Annotated in this window: 20 protein-coding genes; 11 read left to right on the forward strand and 9 right to left on the reverse strand. The window is 64.0% G+C overall.

Annotation, left to right across the window (positions count from 1 at the left end; translation table 11 throughout):
• Positions 1 to 62 precede the first annotated feature (62 nt).
• Positions 63 to 470, forward strand: a complete 408-nt coding sequence (locus tag MTX35_RS18240) for a DoxX family protein (protein ID WP_243596323.1) — start codon at positions 63 to 65, stop codon at positions 468 to 470.
• A 52-nt stretch (positions 471 to 522) separates the two neighbouring features.
• On the opposite strand, the gene MTX35_RS18245 is transcribed toward MTX35_RS18240, so the two are convergent.
• Entirely contained in the window at positions 523 to 1,200 is a 678-nt protein-coding gene (locus tag MTX35_RS18245) for a hypothetical protein (RefSeq protein ID WP_243596324.1), read from the reverse strand.
• Between the two features lie 146 nt (positions 1,201 to 1,346).
• On the opposite strand from MTX35_RS18245, the gene MTX35_RS18250 reads away from it, so the two are divergent.
• Positions 1,347 to 2,561, forward strand: a complete 1,215-nt coding sequence (locus MTX35_RS18250) for a hypothetical protein (RefSeq protein WP_243596325.1) — start codon at positions 1,347 to 1,349, stop codon at positions 2,559 to 2,561.
• Between the two features lie 152 nt (positions 2,562 to 2,713).
• Here MTX35_RS18250 and MTX35_RS18255 read toward each other — a convergent pair whose 3' ends face one another.
• Entirely contained in the window at positions 2,714 to 2,869 is a 156-nt protein-coding gene (locus tag MTX35_RS18255; RefSeq protein WP_243596326.1) for a hypothetical protein, read from the reverse strand.
• A gap of 131 nt (positions 2,870 to 3,000) precedes the next feature.
• Between MTX35_RS18255 and MTX35_RS18260 the strand changes: the two genes are divergently transcribed.
• The 5 genes from MTX35_RS18260 to MTX35_RS18280 all read left to right on the forward strand — a co-directional run bounded on the left by MTX35_RS18260 (position 3,001) and on the right by MTX35_RS18280 (position 8,280).
• Positions 3,001 to 3,648, forward strand: a complete 648-nt coding sequence (locus MTX35_RS18260) for a hypothetical protein (RefSeq protein ID WP_243596327.1) — start codon at positions 3,001 to 3,003, stop codon at positions 3,646 to 3,648.
• 127 nt (positions 3,649 to 3,775) lie between these two features.
• The gene (locus MTX35_RS18265; RefSeq protein ID WP_243596328.1) at positions 3,776 to 4,435 is read left to right on the forward strand and encodes a response regulator transcription factor; all 660 of its coding nucleotides are present in this window, start codon (positions 3,776 to 3,778) and stop codon (positions 4,433 to 4,435) included.
• A 1-nt stretch (position 4,436) separates the two neighbouring features.
• A complete protein-coding gene (locus MTX35_RS18270) occupies positions 4,437 to 5,837 on the forward strand; it encodes a HAMP domain-containing sensor histidine kinase (RefSeq protein WP_243596329.1) in 1,401 nt (466 codons plus the stop codon).
• 124 nt (positions 5,838 to 5,961) lie between these two features.
• Complete coding sequence (locus MTX35_RS18275) at positions 5,962 to 7,326, forward strand: MFS transporter (protein WP_243596330.1); 1,365 nt, start codon at positions 5,962 to 5,964, stop codon at positions 7,324 to 7,326.
• Between the two features lie 15 nt (positions 7,327 to 7,341).
• Positions 7,342 to 8,280, forward strand: coding sequence for a TAXI family TRAP transporter solute-binding subunit (locus tag MTX35_RS18280; protein ID WP_243596331.1), 939 nt, complete (start codon positions 7,342 to 7,344; stop codon positions 8,278 to 8,280).
• 46 nt (positions 8,281 to 8,326) lie between these two features.
• On the opposite strand, the gene MTX35_RS18285 is transcribed toward MTX35_RS18280, so the two are convergent.
• From MTX35_RS18285 to araB, 4 genes are all read right to left on the reverse strand, one after another.
• Complete coding sequence (locus MTX35_RS18285) at positions 8,327 to 9,772, reverse strand: hypothetical protein (RefSeq protein ID WP_243596332.1); 1,446 nt, start codon at positions 9,770 to 9,772, stop codon at positions 8,327 to 8,329.
• A gap of 66 nt (positions 9,773 to 9,838) precedes the next feature.
• Positions 9,839 to 11,323, reverse strand: coding sequence for an L-arabinose isomerase (gene araA, locus MTX35_RS18290; protein WP_243596333.1), 1,485 nt, complete (start codon positions 11,321 to 11,323; stop codon positions 9,839 to 9,841).
• Positions 11,324 to 11,361: 38 nt separating this feature from the next.
• Positions 11,362 to 12,039, reverse strand: coding sequence for an L-ribulose-5-phosphate 4-epimerase (locus tag MTX35_RS18295; RefSeq protein WP_243596334.1), 678 nt, complete (start codon positions 12,037 to 12,039; stop codon positions 11,362 to 11,364).
• Entirely contained in the window at positions 12,036 to 13,709 is a 1,674-nt protein-coding gene (gene araB, locus MTX35_RS18300; protein ID WP_243596335.1) for a ribulokinase, read from the reverse strand. Before araB ends, MTX35_RS18295 begins: the two co-directional genes overlap by 4 nt.
• A gap of 211 nt (positions 13,710 to 13,920) precedes the next feature.
• Between araB and fdhA the strand changes: the two genes are divergently transcribed.
• Positions 13,921 to 15,138, forward strand: a complete 1,218-nt coding sequence (gene fdhA, locus MTX35_RS18305; RefSeq protein ID WP_243596336.1) for a formaldehyde dehydrogenase, glutathione-independent — start codon at positions 13,921 to 13,923, stop codon at positions 15,136 to 15,138.
• 95 nt (positions 15,139 to 15,233) lie between these two features.
• Positions 15,234 to 15,437: a zinc-ribbon domain-containing protein gene (locus MTX35_RS18310; RefSeq protein WP_243596337.1), complete on the forward strand. Its 204-nt coding sequence runs from the start codon at positions 15,234 to 15,236 to the stop codon at positions 15,435 to 15,437.
• A 10-nt stretch (positions 15,438 to 15,447) separates the two neighbouring features.
• Here the strand turns inward: MTX35_RS18310 and MTX35_RS18315 are convergent, their stop codons facing one another.
• Complete coding sequence (locus tag MTX35_RS18315) at positions 15,448 to 16,605, reverse strand: beta-ketoacyl synthase N-terminal-like domain-containing protein (protein ID WP_243596338.1); 1,158 nt, start codon at positions 16,603 to 16,605, stop codon at positions 15,448 to 15,450.
• Between the two features lie 191 nt (positions 16,606 to 16,796).
• Here MTX35_RS18315 and MTX35_RS18320 point away from each other — a divergent pair, with 191 nt between their 5' ends.
• Together MTX35_RS18320 and MTX35_RS18325 are read left to right on the forward strand one after the other, a co-directional pair.
• Positions 16,797 to 18,404 carry a bifunctional diguanylate cyclase/phosphodiesterase gene (locus MTX35_RS18320; RefSeq protein WP_243596339.1) on the forward strand — a complete coding sequence of 536 codons (1,608 nt, stop codon included), beginning with the start codon at positions 16,797 to 16,799 and terminating at the stop codon, positions 18,402 to 18,404.
• Positions 18,405 to 18,514: 110 nt separating this feature from the next.
• Complete coding sequence (locus MTX35_RS18325) at positions 18,515 to 19,420, forward strand: arabinofuranosidase (protein WP_243596380.1); 906 nt, start codon at positions 18,515 to 18,517, stop codon at positions 19,418 to 19,420.
• Between the two features lie 7 nt (positions 19,421 to 19,427).
• Here the strand turns inward: MTX35_RS18325 and MTX35_RS18330 are convergent, their stop codons facing one another.
• Entirely contained in the window at positions 19,428 to 20,453 is a 1,026-nt protein-coding gene (locus MTX35_RS18330) for a phosphotransferase family protein (RefSeq protein ID WP_243596340.1), read from the reverse strand.
• Positions 20,450 to 21,661 (reverse strand): acyl-CoA dehydrogenase family protein, encoded by a 1,212-nt coding sequence (locus MTX35_RS18335; protein ID WP_243596341.1) that lies wholly within the window; start codon positions 21,659 to 21,661, stop codon positions 20,450 to 20,452. Before MTX35_RS18335 ends, MTX35_RS18330 begins: the two co-directional genes overlap by 4 nt.
• Positions 21,662 to 21,690: the final 29 nt, after the last annotated feature.

Genomic DNA, 21,690 nt, shown 5'->3' on the forward strand with positions numbered 1-21,690 from the left:
GGTGACTTTTGCGGTTGGCGCGGGTCCAAGACGTGACATCGACCGCTACCGAGGAGACAGCCATGACCACCACTCGCACTGCCGCACCGGGAAGGACCGCCCAGCGGATCGGCCTCGTTCTACAGGTCCTCGTGATCGCCTTCCTCCTGTTCGACGCGATCAGCCATATTCTGAATCTGCAGGTGGTGAAGGATGCATCGGTCGACCTCGGCCTTCGCGACGAGATGGCACCGATCACCGGGATCGTCATGCTGGTCATCTTGGTTCTGTACGCCGTTCCCGCGACGTCGATCCTGGGTGCCATCGTGCTCACCGGCTATCTCGGCGGCGCGGTATTGACCAACTGGCGCGTCGAGAAGCCGTTGCTGAGCACCGTGTTCTTTGCGATCTATGTGGGTATCGCAGCGTGGGGAGCGCTGTACCTTCGGGACGAGCGGGTTCGCACCATCATTCCGTTGCGTCGAACATAGAAATCGGCGTTCGATAAGGCCGCGCCGCTACTCGACTGTTCAGGGCTCTGTGTCAGAGTGGTCGATCGTCGACATGGGCGAAGTTGATGCGCCTCGGTGCGTTGGGGTCGCGCGGTGGTCTCTTCTGCCGTTCGGCCGCAGCGGCGAACCAACCGCCTTCTGGAATGTCGATCTCGGGAATCTCGCGGTTGTCCATGTCGATCTGCGCTGCAGTTTCGGGATCGGGATCGTCCCACAAAGTGGTCACATCTGCTGCAGCAGCGGCGAATACGCCGGCATCGATGGTGTACTTCGTTTCGCCTATTCCGAAGTACGGCCACGCGAAGTAGACGCTCATCGGGCCCGGGGCAGGCAAAGCGGTGAGCACGAGACCGATCCGCCCGTGAATGCCACTTCCGTTGCCACCGTTCGCCTGCAGGCCTGTGGGTCGGCCGGGAAGATTGGTGGAGACAGTGCCCTGCGCATCCTCGAAGCCGATCAGCATGGGCGGGGTATTGCCGGATTCGGGCTTTCCGAAGCCGTACATACCGAGGAAGCGATCGGTGGTCGGGACCGCGGCTTCGACCGACAACGTCACGCAACGGCTGTAAACGTATGCACCGGTGAGCCATACCGCGATGGTGTCGGTGTGCGCGAGTACGAGTCGCAAGGGCACCACGGCCGGAATCTCGTTGACCGGTACGCCCTGAAAGCGGACTGGTGCTGGGGTCGAGCCGGATACATTGCTCACGCCAGCCACCCTGCACCAACGCGTGCGGGTGCGCAAGCGAAGGGATTCTCCCGGATGCTTCACGAGGCCCGTCGCACACGAGTGTGTCTGCAGTGCTGACGCCGCAGATGACCGATACGTCCCTGTCCGAAGGCTAAGCTCCACGTGTGCGAACCGATATGCGACGCGGTGGGGTGTGGATGGACGTCGCGGTGGTCGTTGCTATCGTGTCCGTCGGAACCGTGGTTGCCGGAGTCCTCGAAGGTCAGCGGCCCACCGTCGGGCCCATACCCGGCTGCGACGTCGTTCTTCCTGCCGAGGAAGGCTTTTCTTTCTCGATCGGTTCTTACGGGGGTCGGTACGATAACCCTGACTACCCGTGGCTTACGGCAACGAAGGCGTCGGCACTGTCGACTGCGTTGATCGAATCCTTGCCCGCCGATGTGGAATTGGAGTTCGCTCCGCCGTCGAATTCTTTGGTGTTCCAACCGATGCAGATCTATCCCGAGGGCGTCGAGATTGCGGAGGGTGTCACGGTCGAGGACATCAGCGGTGACAGTACGGCCTCCGGCGTCGTCGGTCGCGGAGATGTGCTGGCGCCCCTCGTAGTTTCGGTCGAAGAGTGGGACGGGGAGATTCCGCCGTGCGTCGAAGAGCGGGTCGACGAACGAACGACCCTGCCCGACGGCACTGTTGTCGACACGTTGGATGCGGTGTCGGACTCCAACGGAAGGGCGACGCATCGCCGCACTGCGGTTGCGTATTTCACGGACACTCTCGTACACGCGAGGACGTCGAACGAAGGGAGCGACTCGCTGCTCCCGCTGGAGGTGGACGAGGTTCGAAGCATCGTCTCGAACCCCGAATTGCGCGTCACAGCAGAGGTTCCCGAGGGGACGCCGCCACCGCCTCGTGACTGTGGCTCGTACCGAGAGAATCCGACGCTCCCTTTGTCCAAAAATATGGTCGAACGCATCGGTGCGTCACTGGCGGACCAGTGGGCAGTCGTATTTCCTGATACGCAATCGGATCGTCCCATCGGCGATCTGGTTCTCGGGTCGTCCGGAACCGGAAGTGCGTGCACCACCGTGAACGTATCGACACCGACCGGTTCCACGGAGTTGAGTATCGAGATATCGATCAGGGACACCAGTGGGCGGCGCAATACCGGCGCGCAGGACAGCCCCGGTGTGAGCCGATTGACTCTGCCCGACGGCACCGTCGTGACCCGTCGTTCCGACGACACTCCGATGGGTGGGCAGTCGAGCGAGTGGTTGAGCGTGCTCCGGCCGTCGAACACGCTCGTGCAGTTCAGTTTTGGAGACGGAATCGAGGCTGATTCACTCGTCGAGCTCGCGACGGCTCCGGGCTTGGATCTGTGAATCCATGCGATCGAAGGGCGAGGCCCTCGATCCGGGCAAGGAAGTAAGACTTCGAACCCGACGGTTGCCCAGCGTCGAAGCGACGACTGGGCCAACCGGCGAATGTGCTCGACGTTCGTGATCATCTACCGACCATGGCGTCGAGCAGCGCTTCAGTTCTGCACGTCTCCGTTCTCCGGAGGGTGTGGCACGTTCTCCTCGTCCACGTGCGCGCCCTCGACCGCGTCGGTCTCGGCAGTGTGCTCTCGGGGGCCGTCGTTGCTGCCGTCGGACGGAACTGCATCGCTTGCGTCGGTCGGCATCGTCATGAAGTCTCCACAAGGTCGGGGCGAGGGGTCGCCGTAGGTTGGACAATCTTGGTGTGCCCCGCTGGGCACAGAACTACACCCCCGAGATGCCAGAATGACGACACACCCCATCCCGAGACGGCAAGGACTGTATGAAATCGACAGGTACGCGGGGCTCGGTGTGGTCGACGGTTGCGGTGATCGTGGGCATTGTTGCTGCCGGCACGGTCGTGGCCGGCCTGCTCCACGAACCGCAGCCTGAACCGATCGCGATTCCAGGTTGCGCGGAGGTCATTCAGCCAGAGGACTCGGTGCGAGTGAACTACGCATTCGCCATCGAGGGCGACGCCGACGTTTCCGAGGTGCCGTGGAGATTCGAGGCCAAATCGCAGGCAATGACCGATGCCTTGATCGCGGCGCTACCCGACGGGTCAGTAGTCGAACCCGAGCCGTTCGCACCTGCCTTCGGCTTCGACGCCCTCGCAGTACGGCAGTCGTTCGACGGCGAGGCCCAAGCGCTCGGAACCATCACCGCCGCCGATCGGACCGGCATATTGTCAGTCACCGTCCGGCTGTCCGACCAGCCGGCCGGTCCGTGCTTCGCGGGCGTCGTCGAGGAGCGCTCGACGCAAACAGACGGAACGGTGCTCGACATTGTCAACCGCAGGGACACGAAGCGCGTCATTGCGCTCGCAACCGACGGCACCCGAATCGACTTGAACGCCAACGGCGTACTGACGCTCGAGCAACTCATCGATATCGCACTGGCACCCGGCCTTCGCGCGAGCGCGCCGGCCTGACGAACCGGGTGCTCACCCGGGCTGCACCTGAGCGTTCACTACCGTCGCCCACCGGTGGCATCCCGCGCATGACACCCGATCGCGAACTCTGACGTCCGCGTGCGTCCGGTGCCCTATCTTGAGTTCGATGCGAATAGCTGTGGTGGAAGACGACGATGGGCTCGGCGAGGCGTTGGTGGACGCGTTGACCGAGGTGGGCCACACGCCTGTCCGCATGCGCCGCGGTGCCGACGTGTTGCTCGGCTATCACGAGATGGACGTTGTATTACTGGATCTCGGACTACCGGACATGGACGGCCTCGATGTTCTTCGCAAACTACGAACCCTCAGTTCGGTTCCGGTGGTGGTATTGACAGCACGGGACGACGAGCGCTCGGTGGTACGGGCCCTGCGCGGCGGTGCCGACGACTACGTCGTCAAGCCGGCTCGATTGGGTGAACTGCACGCGAGACTCGAGGTGGCCGCGCATCGTCGAAGCGCGGCGAGCGAACCCATGGCAGACAGGCTGACACTCGGTGACGTCGTCGTCGATCTCTCCGGCCGTGCCGTCGAAGTCGACGGACGCGCTGTTACACTGACCACCAAAGAGTTCGACCTGTTGGCGCATCTCGTGACGCGACGCGGCGAAGCAGTGAGCCGGGAACAGTTGATGGACGCGATCTGGGGTGACGCCTATGTCGCGATTTCACGAACGCTCGACGTGCACATGACGGCGTTGCGTTCCAAGCTCGCTCGCCCGGGTGCGATCGTCACCATCCGCGGCTTCGGCTACCGCTGGGATACCTGACGTGCGGCGGCGAGTCCTGTTGGTGTTGATGATCTACTCCACCGTCGTCGTGATTGCTCTGTCGGTTCCTCTCGCGCTGTTGGTCGGCCGCGAACGGGCCCAACGATTCGGCGAGAATCGAGCCGCTGCAGCATCGTTCTTTGCAGAACTCAGCTCGCGAGAAGACGAATCCGGTGTAGCTCGTATCCGAGAATCGTTGCAGCGCTACAACAGTCTCTACGACGAGGGAGTCGCCGTCGTCGATCGCACCGGAGGGGTGCGGGCGACAGCCGGCCTGGACGTGCAGCGTGCGGACGTCCAGCAGGCGGTGGCAGGAGCGTTGCGCAATCAACGCGGCGACCTACCGTCGAGCCTGACGCCGTGGTCGGATTCCTCGGTGTTGATCGCCGCCCCGGTCGGTGGGGGATCGCAAGTGGACGGCGCGGTGGTCCTCGCGGCATCCACCGATTCTGCGCGCAGGGACGTCGTAATTGCCTGGGTGATCATCGCTGTCGGTGCCATGCTGATTCTCGCGACGGTGGCGGCGATTGCTGTTGCGTTGTCACGCTGGGTCGTTCGTCCGCTGAGCGCATTGTCCTCCCGAGTCCACTCGTTCGGCGACAAGTTCCACGATCAGGTATCGATCGAAGAATCGCACCGACTCGAGCCGGTGCCCTACGTCGGGCCACCGGAGGTGCGTGAGCTGTCCAGTGCCTTCGAGGCCATGGCCGACGACGTCGAGGCCGCCACCGCTGCGCAACGTCGATTGGTGGCCGACACTGCCCATGCTCTTCGGAACCCGCTGGCAGCGTTGCGAATTCGGATGGACGTTCTGGGCATGCGGGTGCCGGATTCGGCCACCGATGCGCACCTGCGGACCACACTCGAGGTGGATCGCCTGAGCTCGGTGGTGGAAGGCCTGCTCGTTCTCGCAGCTGCCGAAACACCGGCGAGCACTCGATCTCCGGGTTGTGACCTCGGTGCCGTCGTTGCAGATCGAGTCGAATTCTGGTCGAGCACGATAGTCGTGGCCGGAATGACCGTTCATGTCTCGGAGCCGAATGCCGAGACGGATAGTCGAGTTGCGATGTCCGAGGACGACCTGACTCGAATTCTCGACGCTCTGCTGAGCAATGCAACCAAGTACGCCGGCTCCGGGTCCGCCATCGAGATCGGCTACCGAACCAGTGACGCGGACGTCACGATGTGGCTGTCCGACAACGGGCCCGGTGTGCCAGCAATCGAACTCGACAAGGTCGTCGATCGGTTCTATCGAGCGTCGAGTGCGCACGGCGACGGCACCGGTCTGGGGCTGTCGATCGTCCACGCCCTGACCGAGCGAGCCGGCGGATCCCTTCGAGTCATGGCGAGTCGACCGGTGGGACTGCGGATCGAACTGCGGCTTCCGCAAGTCGTTTCCTAAGGGAGTGTTAGGAAATCCGAAACGGCTTGGTCTCGGGCTGTGCTTGCGGTCACAGTAGGGAGGCTTCGGTTGTCGATCGTTGACCGGCAGCCCAATTGCCCGCTGAATGTGGAAGGACCAAACCATGGCCAACGAGGCCACCTCGATCACCGGTTCGACGCTCCCGAGTCCACCCGTCTCCTCTCGCGCTGCCACCCGCCGTGCCGTCTTCAACACGTTGCGGGGGTCGTCCGGAAATCTGGTCGAGTGGTACGACGTGTACGTCTACACCGTCTTCGCGACGTACTTCGAGAATCAATTCTTCGACTCTGCCGACAAGAACTCCACCATCTACGTGTACGGGATCTTTGCCGTCACGTTCTTGATGCGACCGGTCGGGTCGTGGTTCTTCGGCCGCTATGCGGACCGTAACGGGCGCAGGGCTGCGCTGACGTTCAGCGTCTCGATGATGGCGGCCTGCTCGATGGTCATCGCGTTCACCCCAGGGCGGGAGAGCATCGGCGTGTGGGCCGCCGTGATCCTCATCCTGTGCCGTCTGGTGCAGGGCTTCGCCACCGGTGGTGAGTACGGAGCGTCGGCTACCTACATGTCCGAGGCCGCCACCCGTGAGCGTCGGGGATTTTTCTCGTCGTTCCAATACGTCACCCTCGTCGGTGGGCATGTGCTCGCACAGGTGACTCTGCTGCTGATGCAGGTGTTCCTCGAGCGCGAACAGATCGAGGACTTCGGTTGGCGCATAGCCTTCTTCATCGGCGGAGTCGCGGCAGTGGTGGTCTTCTGGCTGCGTCGCAGCATGGATGAATCCTTGACCAAGGATCAACTCGACGCCGTTCGCAGCGGTGCGGACAAAGCCTCCGGTTCCTTGAAGGAGTTGGTCGCCAACCACTGGCGGGCGTTGCTGATCTGCTTCATGGTGACGGCCGGCGGCACCATTGCGTTCTACACCTACAGCGTCAACGCACCCTCGATGGTCAAGACCGCGTACGAGGACCGGGGAATGACCGGTACCTGGATCAACCTCGCCGGCCTGGTCTTCCTCATGCTGCTGCAGCCCATCGGCGGAATGATCAGTGACAAGGTGGGCCGCAAGCCGCTGCTCGTGTTCTTCGGCATCGGTGGCGTGCTGTACACCTACGTACTCATCACGTACCTGCCGACGGCGACTTCGGTGGTGCAGTCGCTTGCTCTGGTGTGCGTCGGTTACGTCATCCTCACCGGCTACACCTCGATCAATGCGATCGTCAAAGCGGAGCTGTTCCCCTCGCACGTCCGCGCACTCGGCGTCGGCTTGGGATACGCACTTGCCAACTCGGCCTTCGGCGGCACAGCACCACTGATCTATCAAGCCGCGAAGAACGGCGGACACGTGGGTTGGTTCATCCTCTACGTGACGGTCGTGATCGCCATCTCGCTGCTGGTGTACATCTTCGTGCTGCGCAACAAGTCCGAGACCGTGCTCGACAGAGAGCAGGGTCGAGCGTTCCAGTGATTTACAGTGACTGACATGGCCGAGCCTGCAGCGTCGTTCTCACGTAGAACGGCGCTGCAGGCCGGTCTGTTCGCCCTGAGCGCTGCCGTCGTGGGTGCCTGCTCCTCGGACCCGCCGATGCAGCTGCGACTCGCGGCGGGCGAGGTCGGCGGATTCTTCTGGGAGTTCGCCGGACTACTCTCCGACGCTGCCGCTGAAACCGATGCAGCGGAGATCGTTCCACTCTCGACGGCCGGCTCCGTCGACAACCTCGAGGCGTTGGGTTCTCGGGAGGCCGAGCTGGCCCTGACGCTCATGGACGCCGCCTACAGCCATCCGAGCAGAGAGCTCACGGCGGTCGGGTGCGTCTACGAGAACTACTTTCAAGTGGCAGTGCGTGCGGACTCGGTTATCGAGTCCATGGAGGATCTGCGAGGGCGAAACGTGAGCATCGGTGCCCCGGGATCCGGTGCCACCGAAGTATCGCAGCGAGTCCTCCGCGCAGCGGGTGTGGCGGAAGCAGGTGCTGTCGAACAGGTTCAGCTGTCGATGAGCTCGGCGGCAGATGCCCTGACAACCAACGAAATCGACGCCGTGATGTGGGCGGGCGGGCTGCCGACTCCGGCGTTTGCCGAGCCTCGAACCGGGATCCGGCTACTCGATCTGGGTACCGTCGTTGCTGATCTCAGACGCGAGTTCGGTACCGCGTACGAGGCGGTGCTGGTTCCTGCAAACGTGTACGGCGAGCATCCGGAGGTCACCACAGTCGGTATTCCGAACATTCTGCTGGCGCATCCTCAGGTGCCGGACCGCGTTGTCGCTGCGCTGGTGAGCGTGCTTCTCGATCAGTCGTCCGGGCTGGTTCCCGGACAGGCGATCGGCAGCCAGTTTCTCGACGCGCGGTCGCTCGTCATGACCGGCAGCATCCCCCTTCACCCCGGAGCCGAGCAGGAATATCGAAAACGGCACGGGTGATCTACACAGCCGGTTGGCGGCGCGCCCATGATTCGCGCACACGCTGCTATCGGAAGCCCCGGAATACTCCATCGTCGTCTGCACTGTTCGCGAAATCCTCGAAGTCCATGTTCGCGATCGATAGATTGTTTTCGACGCTGGACATTTCCGAAGGAACGACACGAAAGGTCCTGCCGCGTGGTCGTTCCGGCTCGTCGGGGCCGGTATGGACGCAGATGATCGGCTTCTCGGGGTTGCTCATGGTTTCGGCGTCGACCAGAAAGGCGTAGTAGGGCGGCGGTTCACCGATTGCGTCGAGGAGGCCGTCGACGGTCATGCCGTCGTTCTCGCGATTGTCGATGCAGGTCAGGTAGGCCGCGAATTCCGTATCGTCGCCCTGCGGCACCGGTGCCATGGCAGCGACTGCTGTATCGCGCCATGCGACATCATCACTGAAATCGGTTCGTATCGAGAGTGATTCGCTCATCAGATGATCCCTGAGCGAACGTCCGGTACCCAGGGTTGCGAGGACCTCCGCTTCCTGCCGGTCACTCTCCTCGGCAGCGAGCTCGGCTGCGATCTCCTCGGCGTCTCGTGCAGGTGGGTCCACCGCAACGATCGATTCCACAATCCGGGCACAGTCGTCCGGACCCATCTCCTGGTAGCTACGGATCTCGTAAGTCCAGACGCCGATCGACCGCCGGAACCGTTCGGGAGTGCTGTCGTTCGGCCATTCGAGAGAGGTCTCCCCGATCGCGGTCACCCAGCGGCGCAGGTTGAATTGTGGCGACTGGCCGTGGATCGACAACGTGAGCTCGCCGGTGCGAGGATTGCCCGACGTCGACCGAGCGTTGATCGTCGTCGGTAGCCACGTCGGCACGGCCTGAGGTATGTCCGCGATTGCGCGCTCTTTTTCTTTCTCCTCGCGCTGCATCCTTGCGATCTCGTCCTCGATCGATCGCGCAGGCCCGTCCCACTCGAACAGCGCGGACTCGAATTCTCCGTCCAGGACCGGCTTTTCGAGTTCCAGCGATTCCTGGCCCTGCTGCCAGCGCAACGCGACCCCGAGTTCGGCGTCGAACACATAGGTCACCGGCTCGTTCGAGAACTGATCTGTCCCCGTGACTTCCCAACCGTCACGGCCACGAACCGAGACCGGTCGGGGCTCGCTGGGTTCGACGAAGCGCTGCTCGTCGAACCCACGGCCCGGCCGGGGAGGAAAGGCGTCGTATGCGCGCAACAACGCTGCAGGCGATCCGCCGCCGACCGCTACGAACATCGTGCCGTCGGACTTGTCGGTGTGGATCATCGTGCCGTCGGAGTCGCGCGACCAGCTTGCCGACGGGTTCTCGAGGAATGTCGGTTGCCCGGATTCGTCCTCGTAGCGCCACGTCGCCTCGGGGAGATGAATCACCCGTTGCCAGGTCCCCTCCGGTCGGTGGACGATGCCGCTGACGGATCGGCCCATAGTGCCGTAGTTCGAACCTCGGATCTGTTCCCACGTCGGAGCCATGGGTCGAAACGTACCCGACGGTCGCGAACGTCGAGGGCGTTCCGATCGGCGTTCAGAGAAAAGACGTCACAACTTGGCCGCGAGTCGGTGGTACGCCGCGTTCCAGCGCAGTGTCTGCTGGAACCCTCGTGTCGTGGTGCCGGAATCGATAGCGAGCAACTCGACCCCGATCATGTCCGAGAATGCTTCCAGCACAGGCAGACCGATGGCCGTACTCAGAACCGTGTGGTGGGGTGCCCCGGCCGTGAGCCAGGATTCGGCCGACACCGCGAGTGACGGCTGCGGCTCCCACACTGCACACGCCACCGGCAGCTTCGGCAATGCCTGGTCGGGCTCGACCACGTCGATCACGTTGGCCGTCAACCGGAACCGCTCACCTACGTCGGACAGTCCGACGACTACGCCGTGGCCGGGATCCGCCGTGAAGCGCAGTCGCACCGGGTCCTCGCGGCCGCCGATGGACAGCGGATGGATCTCCAGGGTGGGCCGCGAGGTGGTGATGGACGGGCACACCTCCAGCATGTGTGCTCCGAGGATCTTCTCCTCCCCGGGGACCAGGTGGTAGGTGTAGTCCTCCATGAACGACGTTCCACCGTCGAGACCCTCGGCCATCACCTTTATGGCGCGCAACAACATCGAGGTCTTCCAGTCGCCCTCGCCGCCGAAGCCGTACCCGTCGGCCATCAGCCGTTGCACTGCGAGCCCCGGTAACTGGCGAAGCCCACCGAGATCCTCGAAGTTCGTGGTGAAGGCATTGAAGCCACCGTCGGTCAGGAACTGCCGTAGGCCGGCCTCGACGCGGGCACCGTAGCGGAGGGATTCATGACGGTCACCGCCCTTGTCGAGACTCGGTGCGATGTCGTACGACGACCGATACTCGTCGATGAGGTCCGACACCGCCGAATCGCTCACGCTGTCCACTACCGCGACGAGATCGTTGACCCCGTAGGTGTTGACGGACACTCCGAATCGCAACTGCGCTTCGACCTTGTCGCCCTCGGTCACCGCGACATCACGCATGTTGTCGCCGAAACGTGCCAGGCACAGCGACCTGAGCTCCGCGCGACCGAGAGCCGCTCGCACCCACTGCTCCGCACGCTGCAGGACCGCAGGATTGTCGACGTGGCCCGCCACGATCGTGCGCAGAACACCCACCCTAGATTCGACGTGTCCGAACTCGCGGTCGCCGTGGGCGGCCTGGTTGAGATTCATGAACTCCATGTCGATCGTCGACCACGGCAACGACATTCCGGCCTGCGTGTGCAGATGCAGCAGCGGGACGTCCAACGCGTCGAGCCCGGCAATCCACATCTTGGCGGGGGAGAAGGTGTGCATCCACGTCACCACACCCACGCATTCGTCGGCGGCGTTCGCCTCGCGCATGCAGCGCAGGATGGACGACGCGTCGAGCAGAACCGGCTTCCAGACCACCGAGACCGGAAGTGCCGCATCGAGTTTGTCGGCGATCTCGCGAGACTGGATGGCTACCTGCTCGAGGGTTTCGGGGCCGTACAGGCTTTGGCTGCCGGTGAGAAACCATACTTCGGACATGGAGAATGTACCTTCCGTGAAACAACGTGGTGCGCCGGTCAGCGCTGGCCGTAGACGTTCTGGTAGCGGTCGTACAGTGCGTCGACCTTCGAGTTCGGAATGCGAAGTGGTTGTCCCAGTTGGTAGGACAGATGTACCGATCGCGCGACGTCCTCGCACATGACCGCCGCCTTCACCGCCGATCGAGCGGTGGGTCCTACTGCGAACACTCCGTGGTTCTGCATCAACACTGCCGGAGATCGACTGTCCGCGAGGGTGTCGACTATCCCCCGGCCGATCGAGTCGTCGCCGATCGTCGCGAAGGGACCGACCGGAATGTCCCCGCCGAACTCGTCCGCGCACATCGTGGTGACCACGGGAATGGGTTCGCCGCGGGCCGCCCACGCAACGGCGTACGGCGAATGTGTGTGCACCACACCGCCGACGTGCTCGAGGTGCCGGTAGACATAGGCTTGCGCCTCGGTGTCGGAGGACGGTGCATGGTCACCGTCGACCACCTTGCCGTACAGATCGCACACCACCATGTTGCCGGGCGTGAGGTCGTCGTAGGAGACGCCACTGGGCTTGATGACCAGCAGGTCCCGCCCGGGAACCCGCGCCGAGACGTTGCCGGCCGTCCACACCACCAGGCCGTACCGCACCAGCTCGGAGTGCAAGGCGCACACATCCTTGCGTATCTCTTCGACGACCTCGCGGACTTCCTCGACAACCGTCATTTCGCATCCACCTTCCTGGTCAGGGCAGCGCGCCGGAGTGATCGCAGCCGGCGCATCGTCGGTACGTCCCGACCGAAGCGGTCGTGCAGTTCCAGGTAGATCTCGTAGAGCGAGTCGTAGGTCTTCGATCGGTGCTCGTCCGGTACGAAGGCATTGCGCCGGACCTTGCCCATCGATTTCGACGCGACCGGCACGTCGGGATAGCAGCCGGCGGCCACCGCGGCATGGATGGCAGATCCCAGCGCCGGGCCCTGTGCAGATGCGATGACGGACAACGGCATTCGCAGGACGTCCGCGTAGATCTGCATGAGCAACGGGTTGCGGGCCAGACCTCCCGCCACGACGAACTCCTCGACGGGAACGCCGCTGTTGCGGAACGTCTCGACGATGACGCGGGTGCCGAATGCCGTCGCCTCCAGCAGAGCGCGGTAGGTGTCCTCGGGCCGCGTCGCGAGCGTCGAGCCGATGACCAGACCGGACAGCTCGTGATCGACCAGGATCGACCTGTTGCCGCTGTGCCAGTCGAGCGCGACGAGGCCGTGTTCGCCCACGTACTGCGTCTCCGCCAGTCGCGTCAGATACTCGTGTATCGACTCACCTGCCGCGGATGCCGCCTCGCTGTAGGACGCAGGAACTCCGGTGCGGGTGAACCAACCGAAGATGTCGCCGACGCCGCTCTGTCCCGCTTCGTAGCCGAAGGATCCGGCGATGATGCCGCCGTCGACGACCCCGCACATACCTGGAACGTCCTTCAGGACCGTCGAACTCATGACGTGGCACGTCGAGGTCCCCATGATGGCGACCATCCGGCCTGGTTCCACAGCGCCCGCGGCGGGTGCAGTCACATGCGCGTCGACGTTGCCGACCGCCACGGCGATGCCCTCGGGTAGCCCGGTCCATTGCGCGGCCTCGGCGGTCAAGGAGCCTGCCCGTGAACCCAACTCGCCCATCGGCTGATCGAGCTTGTCTGCGACGAACGAGCCGAAGCCCGGTGCCAGTTCGGTGAGAAAGTCCACCGAGGGATAGTGACCGTCCTGGTAGATGCCCTTGTAGCCGGCGGTGCAGGCGTTGCGCACGTAGCGTCCACACAGCTGCCAGACGATCCAGTCGGCCGCCTCGACCCATCTGTCCATGGCCTGGTATATCTCGGCGTCTTCCTCGTGAATCTGCAAGGCCTTGGCAAATTCCCATTCCGACGAGATCAAGCCGCCGTAGCGGGGGAGCCAACTCTCGCCGCGACTGGCGGCCAGTTCGTTGATGCGATCTGCCTGGCCCTGCGCCGCATGGTGTTTCCACAGTTTGACGTACGCATGTGGTCGATCGACGAACCGAGGGTCCTCGCTCAACGGGGTGCCGTCCGCGTATGTGGGCACCATGGTGCATGCGGTGAAGTCGGTACCGATTCCGACCACCTGCTCGGGTGCGATGCCTGCGGCGGCCAGTGCGGCCGGAACCGCACGACGCAGGACGTCGCGATAGTCGTCGGGCACCTGCAGAGCCCACGCGTCGGGCAAACGCACCGTGCCGTCGGGCAGCGTCTCCTCGAGCACGGCGTGTCGGTATTCGTGTACGGCAGAGGCTATTTCGGCACCGTCGGACACGCGGACCACGACGGCCCGGCCGGAGAGGGTGCCGAAGTCGACTCCTACCGTGTAGCGGTCAACCGGCATGCAGAACTCCTTCGTGTTGTCACCCACTGTGACGTGTGCAACACAGTGTGAGCGCTAACATCGGGTGAGTCAAGTAGCGCTTATTCCTGGTTCTGCGCAGACGCGCATATGCAAAACTGTGCATACTGGTGTGATGCGGGCCACAGGCGCAGATCGGATCGATGATCCCGGCCCGCTGGTCACCCAGCTCACTCGACGAAGAGGAGAACTCATGGCAGACAACCGCGCAGTGACGTACGCCGGACCGGGCAAGGTGGAGGTTCAGGACATCGCCTTTCCGGGCCTCGAATTGACCGACGGTCCCGGAGTGAACCCGGCGAACGTCGGTCGTAAGTGCGAGCACGGTGTGATTCTGAAGGTCGTCTCGACCAACATCTGCGGTAGCGATCAGCACATGGTTCGTGGGCGTACGACCGCTCCCGAGGGTCTGGTGCTCGGCCACGAGATCACCGGCGAGATCGTCGAGGTCGGACGGGATGTCGAGTTTCTGAAGGTCGGAGACATCTGCTCCGTTCCGTTCAACATCGCATGCGGGCGGTGTCGAAACTGCAAGGAACGCAAGACCGGCATCTGTCTCAACGTCAACCCCGATCGACCGGGCTCGGCGTTCGGCTACGTGGACATGGGCGGTTGGGTCGGAGGCCAGGCCGAGTACGTCATGGCTCCCTACGCGGACTTCAATCTGCTGAGATTTCCCGATCGTGACCAGGCACTGGAGAAGATTCTTGATCTGACCATGCTGTCCGACATCTTTCCCACCGGTTTCCACGGAGCGGTGACCGCTGGTGTCAAACCTGGTGCGACGGTGTACATCGCGGGTGCGGGACCGGTCGGCCTCGCCGCCGCCGTCGGCGCGCAATTGCTGGGAGCGTCGGTGGTGATCGTCGGTGACATGAACGCCGACAGGTTGGCCCAGGCGCGCACGTTCGGTTGCGAGACCGTCGACGTGGGCAAGGGTGCGCCGCAGGATCAGATCGAACAGATTCTCGGTGTTCCCGAGGTCGACGCCGCGGTGGATGCCGTGGGGTTCGAGGCCCGCGGCCACGGCGGAGACTCGTCCCGCGAGGCACCGGCCACGGTGCTCAACTCGCTGATGGACATCACCACTGCGGGCGGTGGCATCGGCATTCCCGGGTTGTATGTCACCGGAGATCCCGGCGGTGTCGACGAAGCTGCCCAGCGTGGTGCTCTGTCGCTCAGCCTGGGCACCGGTTGGGCGAAGTCGCTCTCGTTCGCCACCGGTCAGTGCCCGGTGATGAGCTACCACCGTGAACTGATGAATGCCATTCTCTCGGATCGGGTTTCGATCGCGAAGGCGGTCAACGCAACCGTGATCTCGCTCGACGACGCGCCACGGGGCTACCGTGAGTTCGACAGCGGTGTCGCGCAGAAATTCGTCATCGATCCACACGGCATGATCGCGAGCTGACACCACCGCGACCACGGCCGCCCTCGCTGCGAAGTGTGCGGGGGCGGCCGTGCTGCACCGAGCCCAGCGAAGGTCGGGCCACCTATGCTGGAGTGATGTTCCTACTCTTCGGTTTCGGCAGCAAGCGCAAACACGTCGGCTCGGGCGCTACGCGAAACTGCCCGCGGTGCCACAACACCACTCAGTGGGTGCGGATGAAGCAGTACCAGCAATTCACGCTGTTCTTCCTGCCCGTCGCCCGCTGGAAGCGCGTCGAATTCGAAGAATGCGGAATTTGCGGTGCTGCCACCGAGGTGTGAGAAACGCACGTCACGCAGGAGCCAACACCACCACCGAGTTGTGTCCTCCCATTCCCAATGACGACTTCACCGTCAATCCTGGCTCCGCTCTGGTGAATCCGTCGAGCAGTAGGTGATGACCATCCGAGACCTGCGGGGCCGCAGGCACGAGTCCACGTTCGAATCCCATGACCGCCGACGCGGTTTCGATTGCCGACGCGGCCCCCTGGCAATGTCCCGTCAACGGCTTCACCGAGTACACCTGCGCGTTGGACCGAAGTACCGTCTCCAACATCGCCGTCTCCGCTGCATCACACTGCGCGGTGCCGGGGCCGTGAGCGTTGAGGTAGCGCACCTGCTCGGGAACGACGTCGGCGTCGGCCAACGCCTCCTCGAAACAGGCCCGTACTCGAGTGAGTGAAGGGTCGATCGAGGTCGCATGAAACGCGTCGTGCGTCATCGATCCGCCCAATACCCGCGCGTATGCAGCATCGCTACGGTTGGTGAGTACGAAAGCAGTTGCTGCTTCGCCCATTCCGAATCCACGACTGCCTTCCTGGAACGGTCGGCAGCCCTCCTGAGGTTCCACGTCCACCACACCGACTCCGAGCTTCACGAAGTGGTCGATGTTCTCCGGAGTGAGAGACAGGTCCGTGGCCACGAACACGACGTCGTCGACGAATCCGGTATCGAGCCACATCTTGGCGGTGAGCAGACCTGCATTGCCCGACGCGCACATCGCCGAGACGTTCATGGCCGGGCCGTGAAAGCCGTATTCCTGCATCAGCAGAGACACCGGAGTGGACGGCATCAGTGTCAGGTAGTCGCGTACACGGCGTTCTCCGCCGTCGCGCAGATAGAAGTTGCGCCACTCGTCCACTTCACCCAGGACGACGGCATGGATCAGACCCACCCGCCGACCCGGCTGCCAGCCCCGCGCCATCGCGTCGTCGACGGCCTCGCGTGCTGCCGCGCGAAGTGCCCGGCCGAAGCGGCTGGTGCCGTCGCTCCGGTCCCCGCCGTCGGGGACCTTCGCGAGCCACACCGGATTCTGTCCCGGTCGGGTGTGGTCGTGGTGCAGGCTGGCCGCTGCCTTGCCCGTTGCGAGGCCGTCCCACAGGGCGGACGCACCCCAGCCGTAGCCGGACAGTGCGCCGATCCCGGTGATGTCGGTGCCGTGAGAGCTCATCGTCGAAATCCGTTTCTTGTCGAGGTATACGAACCGGATTCGGCTCGCGCCTCGATTTAGCCCCGCAAACCGTCATCAGGTCCAGTCGACAAACGGACATACGGACTGAAACGGACACAGCTCGCCAACGGCACGGTCGTAAGTGGTTCAATCGAGTGTCGACCGTCTGTCTACGAACGTGAGGACCGATCATGGCCCCAGGGGAGCGCGAAGGCGTCGGCGACCCTGAATCACGTTCCGCGTCGCCAGGACTTGCCGACCGCTACCGGGTTCTGATCGAGCATTCACCGGACGCGATCGGTGTCCATCGACGAGGCGTTCTGGTGTATCTCAACCCCGCCGGGATGCAGTATCTGCGCGCCGAGGATGCCGCCGACGTCATCGGACATCCGATCACCGAGTTCATCGCCGCCGAGTCGGTGGGCCCGATGCTCGAACGGATCGCCGCCCTCGACGCACACGGCAGCGCCAGCGCCGCATCGGAGGCGACGGTGCTGGCCCTGGACGGGACGACGCTGACGATGGAAGCGGTCTCGGTGCGCACGGTGTGGAACGGCGAGCCGGCGTACCAGGTCATACTGCGAGACCTCACCGAACACAAAGCGGCGCAGAAGGCGCTGCAGAAGCAAGCCGCACTGGTCCAGCACGTCAGCGATGCCATCGTCGGGGTTTCCCCCGACGGTTTGGTGTCGACCTGGAATCCTGCTGCCGAGTCGGTCTACGGACGACCGGCCGCGGATGTACTCGGTCGCCACGTCTCGTATGCGGTGGGAGTGCCCTGCGATCCGGCGGCGATCCTCGCTGTCGGCGGTCGGCAGTACGAGTCGCATCGGCACGCGGACGGATCGACGCTGGCGGTGATGGTGTCGGCGGCCCAGATGCCCGACGGCTACGTGTTGGTCTGCGCCGACCAGAGTGCGGTACGCAGAGCCGAGGAACACTTCACAGCGGTCGTGGAATCGCTGGAGGCGGGCGTGGTCGTGCTCGATCACGCCGGACGCATCGAGTCGGCGAACCTCGCAGCGAAGACGATTCTCGACATCCGGGTCGGGGTGGCGACGGCGGGTCAGGCGTCGGTGCTTCCGTTCCGGGTGTACGGCACCGACGAAGGGCCGATTCACCCGCTCGAGCATCCTGTTGCCATCACCAGGAAAACCGGACAGCCCTGCCAAGCGGTGATCGGAATCGAACGCCGCCGGGACGGCCGCAACTTCTGGCTGTCGTTGACGGCGACCATGTTGAACGGGGGCGATCCGGAACCCTCGATCGTCGCGACGTTCGTCGACGTCACCGAGACATACCGGATGAGCATGCAGCTCGAACACGCGGCGACGCACGACGACCTGACCGGTCTGCCGAACAGGCCGCTGATCCTGGCGCGCCTGGACGAAGAACTGGCAAGGCCCGCGCGCGAGGACTCCATCGCCGTGTTGTTCATCGACCTCGACAACTTCAAGACCATCAACGACCTGCACGGACATACCGTCGGCGACGCAGTTCTCGGTGTGGTCGCAGACCGTCTGACGCGAGCCCTCCCGGCCGAAGCCTTCGTGGGCCGGATAGGCGGTGACGAGTTCGTGGCGGTCGTCTCCCGTTGCGTCGGTACCGAGGCCGACGACCTGCGCGCCGAACTGACGACACCCATCGAGACCGCAGGACGAGTGTTGACGGTGACCGCGAGCATCGGCGGTGTCACCGTCGACTGCGGTGACACCCGTAGTGCGCTGGACATACTCGACGATGCCGATCACGAGATGTACCAGGCCAAGCCACTGGGTCAGTACCTCGTGAACCCGTGACGACTCGAATAACGATTGGTTCGTCCCGATGTCGAAGTGACGCATGATGCTGATGGGTCGTACATACTGTCTCGGTGATACCGACCGGTCGTAAGTTCCTCGCCGTACCCATGGTGATCGTCGCTGTCGCCGGACTGTTGTTCTCCGCTGCAGGAACCGGTGCCGCAGCACCCTCCGCGTGGCAGTACACGATGGTGGCGTTCAGCAACGACAGTGACCGTGACATGGATGTCTACGAATCCACCGACGGCACGGACTTCACCGCCGTGCAGAGCGGGGCCTATCGACCGCCAACCGGGGTGGTCCGTGACGCGAGTATCTTCAGAGCTGCGGACGGTATGTACTACGTGACCTACACGAACGGCGGCGGGGCCGAGATCGGGTTTGCGCGGAGCGCCGATCGCGTCAATTGGACATTCGTGCAGAACCTTCCGATCCCGTATTGCTGCCTACTCCTGCCCGGTACTGGACCAGGAACCGGCTCGGCAGGCTCCTCGGAACTTCCGTCACTGTCGCCGTTCACCACCAAGGCGTGGGCACCCGAGTGGTTCATCGAGGGCGACCGCGTGAGCATCATCGTGTCGTTGTCCACCGGCGGAGGGTTCGTGCCGTACCTCATGACGGCCACCGATCCCGGTCTGACGCAATGGAGCCCGCCGGTTCCGCTGACGGGGATCATCAACGACCACATCGATACCACGGTGGTGAAGGCAGGGGCGCTCTACCATGCGTTCACTAAGGGCGAGAGCGAGAAGGTCATCGAGCATTGGATCGCACCGTCTTTGGGTGGTCCGTACGTTCTGGACCCCACCTTCCGTGACTTCGGCCCCTTGAAGGAAGGACCTGCAGTCGTTCAGTTGCCCGACGGCACCTGGCGGCTGTACTACGACGACTACACCAACCAGAAGTACTTCTACTCCGACAGCACGGACCTGCTCGGATGGTCCGAACCGAAGGAGCTCCCGGGGCTTTCCGGAACCGTGCGCCACATCGGCGTGATGCGGGAGCCTGCCTGACGCAACATCACCCGTCCGATCCCGAGAGCGCTCTGAGCCCGGCTGCGATGAACTCCTGCGTCGCGTCGGCGGCATTGCGGGCTCCGGCACCGGTATCGGAGCCCGACAGTGCTCGATGGGTGATGCCCTCGCCGATCACCCCGAGCTTGAAATTGGCCAACGCCAGGTAGAAGCCCCAGTTGTCCACGTCGCGTCCCGATCGAACGGCGTACTGCTGCACCAGATCCGCTGCCGAGGGATACCGGTCGCTCGTCCACGCGGCATCGGCACCGAGAACGGCGTCGAACACGGGTTGCCGGTACACACACATCAGTGCCACATCGGTCAACGGATCGCCGAGCGTGGACATCTCCCAGTCCACCACCGCTGCAACAGAACTGGGATCCTCTGCGTCGAGGATGGTGTTGTCGACGCGATAGTCGCCGTGCACGATGGACGCGGCCGAGCGGGTGGGCACCGCAGCTTCGAGCGCACGGTGCAGTCGGTCGACGTCGGGTAGCTCACGAGTCTTCACCGTCTGCCACTGCCGAGCCCACGTGGCGACCTGACGGGTGACGAAACCGTCGGGGCGGCCGAACTTCTCGAGACCCACCGACGCGGGATCGACGGCATGAAGTGCGGCGAGTACGCGGACCAACTCGGCGGCGTTGCCCGCGACCTGCGTATCCGTCAGATCGTCGAGGTCCTCGCGCGTGCGGACGACTCGCCCCGGAACGAACTCCACGACGGTCATGGGCGCGCCCAGTGCGGAACCGTCACGGTCGAATGCGACGGTCCGCGCGACCGGTACATCGGTGGATGCGAGTGCGTCGGTGACGGCCCACTCGCGGGCCATGTCGTGTGCGGAGGGCGTGAGCCCACTGGTGGGAGGTCGACGGACGACCCAGGTGGAGGTGTCGTCGTACGCCTTGTAGGTGAGGTTCGATCGCCCGCCGCTGATCATTTCGACGAGCAACGTGCCGTCGACCTCGATCCCGTTCTCTCGCAGGAACCGTTCCAGCGCATCACGATTCATGCCCGGCAATTCGCTCACGACTGTGCCTCCCGCGCTGCGCGCTTGGCTGCACCGATCGTTCGCTTGGCGATGGCCCACCGGTGCACCTCGGACGGGCCGTCGTAGACGCGGAACGGACGTACCTCACGCGAAAGCCTGGCCAACGGAAGATCGTCGGAAACCCCGAGACCCCCGCACATCTGGATGCTGCGGTCGACGATTCGGAAGATGGCCTCGGCGGCGAACGTCTTGGCGATGGACGTCTCGTTGCTCGCGTGCCCGCCTCGATCCAACTCGAAGCAGGCAACGGTCAGCAGTGCCCGCGTTGCTGCGATGTCGATCTCGTTGTCCGCGACCATCTTCTGCACCATGCCGAGATCTCCGAGCTTTCCGCCGAACCCTTCACGCTGAGCCACCTGAGCGACGGCGATGTCGTGGGCCCGTCTGGAGGCTCCGAGCCAGCGCATCACATGTGTCATGCGAGCGGGCCCCAGGCGCACCTGTGCGTAGGCGAAGCCCTCGTCGACGGCGCCCAGGACGTTCTCGTCGGGGACGAACACGTTCTCGAAGAACACCTCGCAATGTCCACCGATCATCGCTTTGTCGAGAGTGCCGATGTGGCGGCCGACGGCGATGCCCGCGGTGTCGGCGGGTGCCAGGAACATCGTGGCACCGCCTCGGTCGCCGGGCTTGCCGGATGTCCGAGCCATGATGATGAAGAACCCCGCACCGTCGGCACCGGTGATGAACCACTTGTGCCCGTTGATCTTCCAGCCACCGTCGACCCGGACGGCGGCAGTGGTGAGGGCAGCGGGATCCGAGCCCGCACCCGGTGCCGGCTCGGTCATCGCGAAGGCCGATCGTTGGTCACCGCGAGCGAGGGGAGCGAGAAACTGCTCCTTCTGCGCTGCAGACGCGATGTGAGCGAGCATGTGGACGTTGCCCTCGTCCGGCGCGCCGAGGTTGAGGGCGATCGGACCGAACAGTGAGTAGCCGGCTTCCTCGAACACAGGCGCGCGGTCGCTCATCGAGAGCCCGTGGCCTCCGTACTGGACCGGCGCATGCGGCGCGAACACGCCGGCATCTCGAGCGGCTGCCTGCATCTCGATGCGCAGCTCGTCGCCGCCGGCGTCGGCGATGTTGCCCAGGAACCGGTCTTCGATGGGGAGTACGTACTCGCGAGTGAACGTGCGCGTCCGATCGATCAGCTTCTCGATGTCGGGGTCGTACGTCAGATCGATGGCCACGATATGCTCCCTGTCCGGTACCGACCGAA

Origin of the sequence: Rhodococcus sp. ARC_M12, from assembly GCF_022810385.1 — a bacterium.
In the GTDB taxonomy this organism is placed as follows: domain Bacteria; phylum Actinomycetota; class Actinomycetes; order Mycobacteriales; family Mycobacteriaceae; genus Rhodococcoides; species Rhodococcoides navarretei.

Bases quoted from the DNA above. Each gene is read 5' to 3' on its own strand.
- MTX35_RS18275 (WP_243596330.1), top strand. From the start codon at position 5,962: ATGGCCAACGAGGCCACCTCGATCACCGGTTCGACGCTCCCGAGTCCA.
- fdhA (WP_243596336.1), top strand. From the start codon at position 13,921: ATGGCAGACAACCGCGCAGTGACGTACGCCGGACCGGGCAAGGTGGAG.
- MTX35_RS18325 (WP_243596380.1), top strand. From the start codon at position 18,515: ATGGTGATCGTCGCTGTCGCCGGACTGTTGTTCTCCGCTGCAGGAACC.
- araA (WP_243596333.1), bottom strand. From the start codon at position 11,323: ATGTCCGAAGTATGGTTTCTCACCGGCAGCCAAAGCCTGTACGGCCCC.
- MTX35_RS18240 (WP_243596323.1), top strand. From the start codon at position 63: ATGACCACCACTCGCACTGCCGCACCGGGAAGGACCGCCCAGCGGATC.
- MTX35_RS18255 (WP_243596326.1), bottom strand. From the start codon at position 2,869: ATGACGATGCCGACCGACGCAAGCGATGCAGTTCCGTCCGACGGCAGC.
- MTX35_RS18280 (WP_243596331.1), top strand. From the start codon at position 7,342: ATGGCCGAGCCTGCAGCGTCGTTCTCACGTAGAACGGCGCTGCAGGCC.
- MTX35_RS18265 (WP_243596328.1), top strand. From the start codon at position 3,776: ATGCGAATAGCTGTGGTGGAAGACGACGATGGGCTCGGCGAGGCGTTG.
- MTX35_RS18320 (WP_243596339.1), top strand. From the start codon at position 16,797: ATGGCCCCAGGGGAGCGCGAAGGCGTCGGCGACCCTGAATCACGTTCC.
- MTX35_RS18315 (WP_243596338.1), bottom strand. From the start codon at position 16,605: ATGAGCTCTCACGGCACCGACATCACCGGGATCGGCGCACTGTCCGGC.
- MTX35_RS18295 (WP_243596334.1), bottom strand. From the start codon at position 12,039: ATGACGGTTGTCGAGGAAGTCCGCGAGGTCGTCGAAGAGATACGCAAG.
- MTX35_RS18260 (WP_243596327.1), top strand. From the start codon at position 3,001: ATGAAATCGACAGGTACGCGGGGCTCGGTGTGGTCGACGGTTGCGGTG.
- araB (WP_243596335.1), bottom strand. From the start codon at position 13,709: ATGCCGGTTGACCGCTACACGGTAGGAGTCGACTTCGGCACCCTCTCC.
- MTX35_RS18310 (WP_243596337.1), top strand. From the start codon at position 15,234: ATGTTCCTACTCTTCGGTTTCGGCAGCAAGCGCAAACACGTCGGCTCG.
- MTX35_RS18285 (WP_243596332.1), bottom strand. From the start codon at position 9,772: ATGGCTCCGACGTGGGAACAGATCCGAGGTTCGAACTACGGCACTATG.